This is a genomic window from Treponema sp., from assembly GCF_024696245.1.
Classification (GTDB): Bacteria; Spirochaetota; Spirochaetia; order Treponematales; family Treponemataceae; genus Treponema_D.
The window spans coordinates 1-4463 of record NZ_JAILGZ010000013.1; the positions used below are offsets into that span (position 1 = coordinate 1).

Genomic DNA, 4463 nt, shown 5'->3' on the forward strand with positions numbered 1-4463 from the left:
TTTTAAAATGAAATCAAGCAAAAATCTTAAGCCGGCCTTAAATCCAATTAATTTCTTTTATCCTTCCCTGATAGTGATTGCCCTTGAAGCATTCCAGGCCTGTTTAATTCCTACAGAGAAAAATACAGGAAAGAGGGCTGCATACATTTTAATTCCCCTGGGACCTTTTCTGGCAAACCAGGCCCTGCGGCACTGATTCCAGTTTTTAAAAACCATGGGAATAAAACAGATAAAAAGAGAAAGTGTATTTGTAAACTTATTTTTTTTAGAGCAGGGCAGGACTTTACGGACAGCTGATTCAACAGCACCAACTCCCTCCCTTATCTGTAAGGAAGTAGAAGTTCTAAAAACCAGGGAAGCACTTTGAATAATAGAAAAAAGCTTTAACAGTAAAATTCCTGTAGAAGCATTTGTAAAGGTATGGCGGGCAATGTATGGAGCCTTATTCAGCAAAAATCCGCCAGCTGCCCAGCGGGAAAAAAATGCAGTTATATATAGAAGAAAAGCGTAAATAATAATGGGAGAAAAATCTTTAAGCTGCTCCTTAATTGTAAACTTAAGGCACAAAGCCAGAATAAACTGAATAATTAAAAAAGAAGCTGCAACATAAAAAGGCATTTTAAAAACAAAAATATTCAGCAGGGGAATAAAGAGAATCTTGCACCAGGCCGGCATTTTGTGCAAAAAAGAATTCCCTGCTTTATAGGTAAAAGGCATTTTAACATTTGCTCCTTTTTAGATTTTTAGATTTTAAGATTTTGGGCTTTTGATATTTTACCAGATTAAATCACTAACTTTTTTGTAAGAATTAAATGGGTTACGGATATTCCATTTTTCTACATCAGTATCTGCAATTAAATCCGGACTGTCATCAAATACTTTCTGGCCGCGGAACAAAACAATAAATCTGTCTGCAAGGCCAAGACATTTTTCTATTTCGTGACTAAGAATAATAACTGTTTTTCCCTGAGCCTTAAGCTCCTTAATTAAAGCGTTAACCTGCTTTACTCCCTGGTAATCAAGATTTGCATAAGGCTCATCCATAATGATAATGGGAAGATTCATTGCAAGCATACAGGCAACAGCAAGACGGCGTTTTTCTCCACCAGATAAAAAGCGGGCTGTAAAATCTTTTTTTTCTGTAAGACCGGTTTTCTTAAGGGCATCTTCTACAGCAAGTTTAATCTGGTCTTTTTTAAGTCCCAGATTTTTAGGACCAAAGGCAATATCTTCTTCAGGAGTTTCTCCAAGAATCTGAGTCTCTGCTTCCTGAAAAACAAGACCAACTTTTTTACCTGCATCCTTTGAATTAATATCTTCTTCAAAAACTTTTACACTGCCTGAATCTGCTTCTTCAAGACCAGCAATGATAGACATCATCAGACTTTTACCGGAACCATTTTCTCCGCCAATAACAAGGCACTGGCCCTCGTCAAGTTCAAAAGAAACATTTTTTAAAATCTGACGGGGACCATTTATAGTCTCAAAAGTTTTGCTAATGTTTTTTACACTTACAGCTTTCATCGCTTTATAAAATAATATTAATGACGATACTGAGCAAGAACCGGACGAACTGCAAGAGCTACAGGAATTGCAATTACAGTTTTAATAATATCTCCCGGAATAAATGGAAGAACGCAGGCTGTCATTGTAAAACCAAAAGCAGATTTATCAGCCGGTACTTTTGAATTAGAAAGAGCCCACTGAGCAAATCTTATTGTTCCCGGAATGTAAAGAATTATCATACCTGCAATCATTGCAAGACTTACACGAAGCACAGTTACAGCTGATATTTTTTTCTGCTGAATATCAGGACGACCTGCAATTAAACCGGCCACAATTGCTCCCAAAAGATAACCAGGATAAAAACCACCTGTAGGCCCAAGAAGAACAGCAAGACCACTTGTTCCACCTGCATAAACAGGAAGACCGATTAAACCTGCAATAATAAAGAGGGCAGTAGGGGCTCCGGCAATAAAACCTCCAAGAATTACACCTGTAAGAATACAAAGGGCATTCTGAAGAACAATAGGAACAACTCCCAGTGGAATCTTAAGCACACAGCCGATACAGATTATTGCAGCAAAAAGTGCAACCACAGCAGACGTAAACGCAGCATTCTTTTTCATTTTAAAAACTCCTTTTTATCTTGTTAAACATTTTTTTATCACTTTCTATATTGCTACCTGTAGTAGTTAAAAAGTTTCCTGTAATAGTGGAATCTGCACCAGATAAAAAAGCGTCCCTGCCGTTATCAGAAAGATATTTTCTTCCGGCTGCAAGACGAATATGAGCCTGTGGATTTATAAAACGGAAAATTGCCACAGTCCTAAGAATATCTTTCTGAGATAAAGGCGGCTGATTTTCTAAGGGAGTGCCGGCAACAGGTGTAAGCACATTAATCGGAATTGAGTCCACAGGAATTTCAGAAAGAGAAAGTGCCATATCTATACGGTCATCAAAATTTTCTCCCATACCAATAATTCCCCCGGAACAAATTTTAAGGCCGCAACTTTTTAGAAGGTGAAGGGTATCGATTTTCATTTGATAAGAATGACTTGTACAAATCTGTGGAAAAAATCTTCTTGAAGTCTCTATATTGTGATGATACCTGCTTACTCCCGCTTCCTTTAATTGAAGGAATTGTTCCCTGCTTAAAAAACCCAGGGAAGCGCAAAGATCGATTTTTACTTCTTCCTTTATTCTTTTAAAAGCATGAAGGGCTTTGGAAAATTCTTCACCAGTAAGAGCCTTACCTGCAGTAACAATGGAAAAACGATGAACGCCTTCCCCGGCATCAGAACGGGCTTTATTTAAAATTTCTTCTTCATCAAGAAAATCATATTCCTTACAGTTAGTATGATTCCAGGCACTCTGGGCACAAAACTTACAGTTCTCTCCGCAGCGCCCGCTTCTTCCACTGATGATGGAACACAAATCTATTTTTTCACCCTTAAAATGCTGACGAATTTTATCAGCAGCCTGACAAAGTTCATTCAGGTCCCAGGACTTTAAAAAATCAAGATTATCTTTACGGCCCAAACGCCTGCCTCCGATAATCTCTTCAGCCACATTAAAAATACTCATAAAGGCAATGTAACCTAAAATAAAATTATTGTAAACTAGTTATATATATTTTAGGTTTACAATAATAAAATCATATTAACTAAGCTCCGGAATATTTGAGAATTAAAAACCCCCATGTTTTATAGAAAGCCAGGGTCTGGTCATGCTAAACTATTTTTATGGTAGAAAAAATAAAACTGATTTTACAGCTTATGATTCCATTTATGGGAACAACTCTGGGTGCAGCCTGCGTATTTTTTATGCGGGGAAAGATGAATGAAAAATTAACAAAAGGCCTTCAGGGATTTGCCAGCGGAGTCATGATTGCCGCCTCAATATGGAGCCTTATAATTCCCGCACTGGAACAGTCACTCTCTTACGGCAAACTTCAGTTTGTACCGGCAGTTGTGGGATTCTGGGCAGGAATTATTTTTCTCCTTTTTATAGACATGATTATTCCACACCTTCACTTAGGAAGCGAAGAAGCTGAAGGACCAAAAAGCCATCTTAAAAAAACAACCATGCTTATACTGGCAGTAACAATTCATAACCTGCCGGAAGGAATGGCAGTAGGTGTAGTTTATGCCGGCTACCTCTCAGGAAACACCGCAATTACAGCAATGGGAGCATTCAGCCTGGCCTTGGGAATTGCTATACAGAATTTTCCGGAAGGCGCAATCATTTCCATGCCCCTTACTTCAGAAGGAATGAGCCGCAAAAAAGCCTTCGTATACGGAACCCTCTCCGGCATAGTAGAACCAATAGGAACCGTACTCACCATTCTCCTGGCAACTCTCGTAATCCCAAGTCTCCCATACTTCCTCGCCTTTGCAGCAGGAGCCATGATGTATGTAGTAGTGGAAGAACTCATCCCGGAAATGTCTCAGGGCCATCACTCCAACATCGGCACAATTTTATTTGCATTCGGCTTTACCCTCATGATGACCCTGGACGTAATGCTGGGCTAAAAGATAATCACCAGGGCATCCCGGCTTACAGCCGTCGGCTGTTCCATACTTCGCTATCCGCTCATCCTCCTCACTTCGTTGCGGTGGACGCCTGCGGCGGTATTCCATAGCCTGATGCAAAAAAAACACGGGCTTATAAACCCGTGCTTAAATTTTGTTATTAGTTAAAATTATTTTCCAGCCAGCTCTTCAACTTCCTTAATAGAAAGCCCACTAACCTGAGCGATTTGTTCTATGGAACCAAGTTTCATTTTAAGCATGTTTTTTGCAGTTTGAATTTTTGCTTCACGTGAATTGTACCCCTTGTCAAGGACACATAAGAAGAAGGGATTAAAAAATCCGAAGAAAATTTTCAAATATCAGTTGGATTTTCTTTCTTTAGAGGATAGATACCAGTAATGAAATATTGGTAGTATTCATCTGGAGAAA

Annotated in this window: 5 protein-coding genes; 1 reads left to right on the forward strand and 4 read right to left on the reverse strand. The window is 38.9% G+C overall.

What is annotated here, in order from left to right; translation table 11 throughout:
* Nucleotides 1–57 precede the first annotated feature (57 nt).
* From K6D58_RS01060 to bioB, 4 genes are read right to left on the reverse strand one after another with little or no spacing between them, the layout of a single operon-like run.
* Nucleotides 58–717: an energy-coupling factor transporter transmembrane component T family protein gene (locus tag K6D58_RS01060; RefSeq protein WP_296826659.1), complete on the reverse strand. Its 660-nt coding sequence runs from the start codon at nt 715–717 to the stop codon at nt 58–60.
* Between the two features lie 57 nt (nt 718–774).
* Nucleotides 775–1524 (reverse strand): ABC transporter ATP-binding protein, encoded by a 750-nt coding sequence (locus K6D58_RS01065; protein ID WP_296826661.1) that lies wholly within the window; start codon nt 1522–1524, stop codon nt 775–777.
* A 17-nt stretch (nt 1525–1541) separates the two neighbouring features.
* Nucleotides 1542–2129 carry a biotin transporter BioY gene (locus K6D58_RS01070; RefSeq protein WP_296826664.1) on the reverse strand — a complete coding sequence of 196 codons (588 nt, stop codon included), beginning with the start codon at nt 2127–2129 and terminating at the stop codon, nt 1542–1544.
* A gap of 1 nt (nt 2130) precedes the next feature.
* Nucleotides 2131–3087, reverse strand: a complete 957-nt coding sequence (bioB, locus tag K6D58_RS01075; protein ID WP_296826666.1) for a biotin synthase BioB — start codon at nt 3085–3087, stop codon at nt 2131–2133.
* Nucleotides 3088–3245: 158 nt separating this feature from the next.
* Between bioB and K6D58_RS01080 the strand changes: the two genes are divergently transcribed.
* Nucleotides 3246–4034 carry a ZIP family metal transporter gene (locus K6D58_RS01080; protein WP_296826667.1) on the forward strand — a complete coding sequence of 263 codons (789 nt, stop codon included), beginning with the start codon at nt 3246–3248 and terminating at the stop codon, nt 4032–4034.
* The last annotated feature ends 429 nt before the right edge of the window (nt 4035–4463 follow it).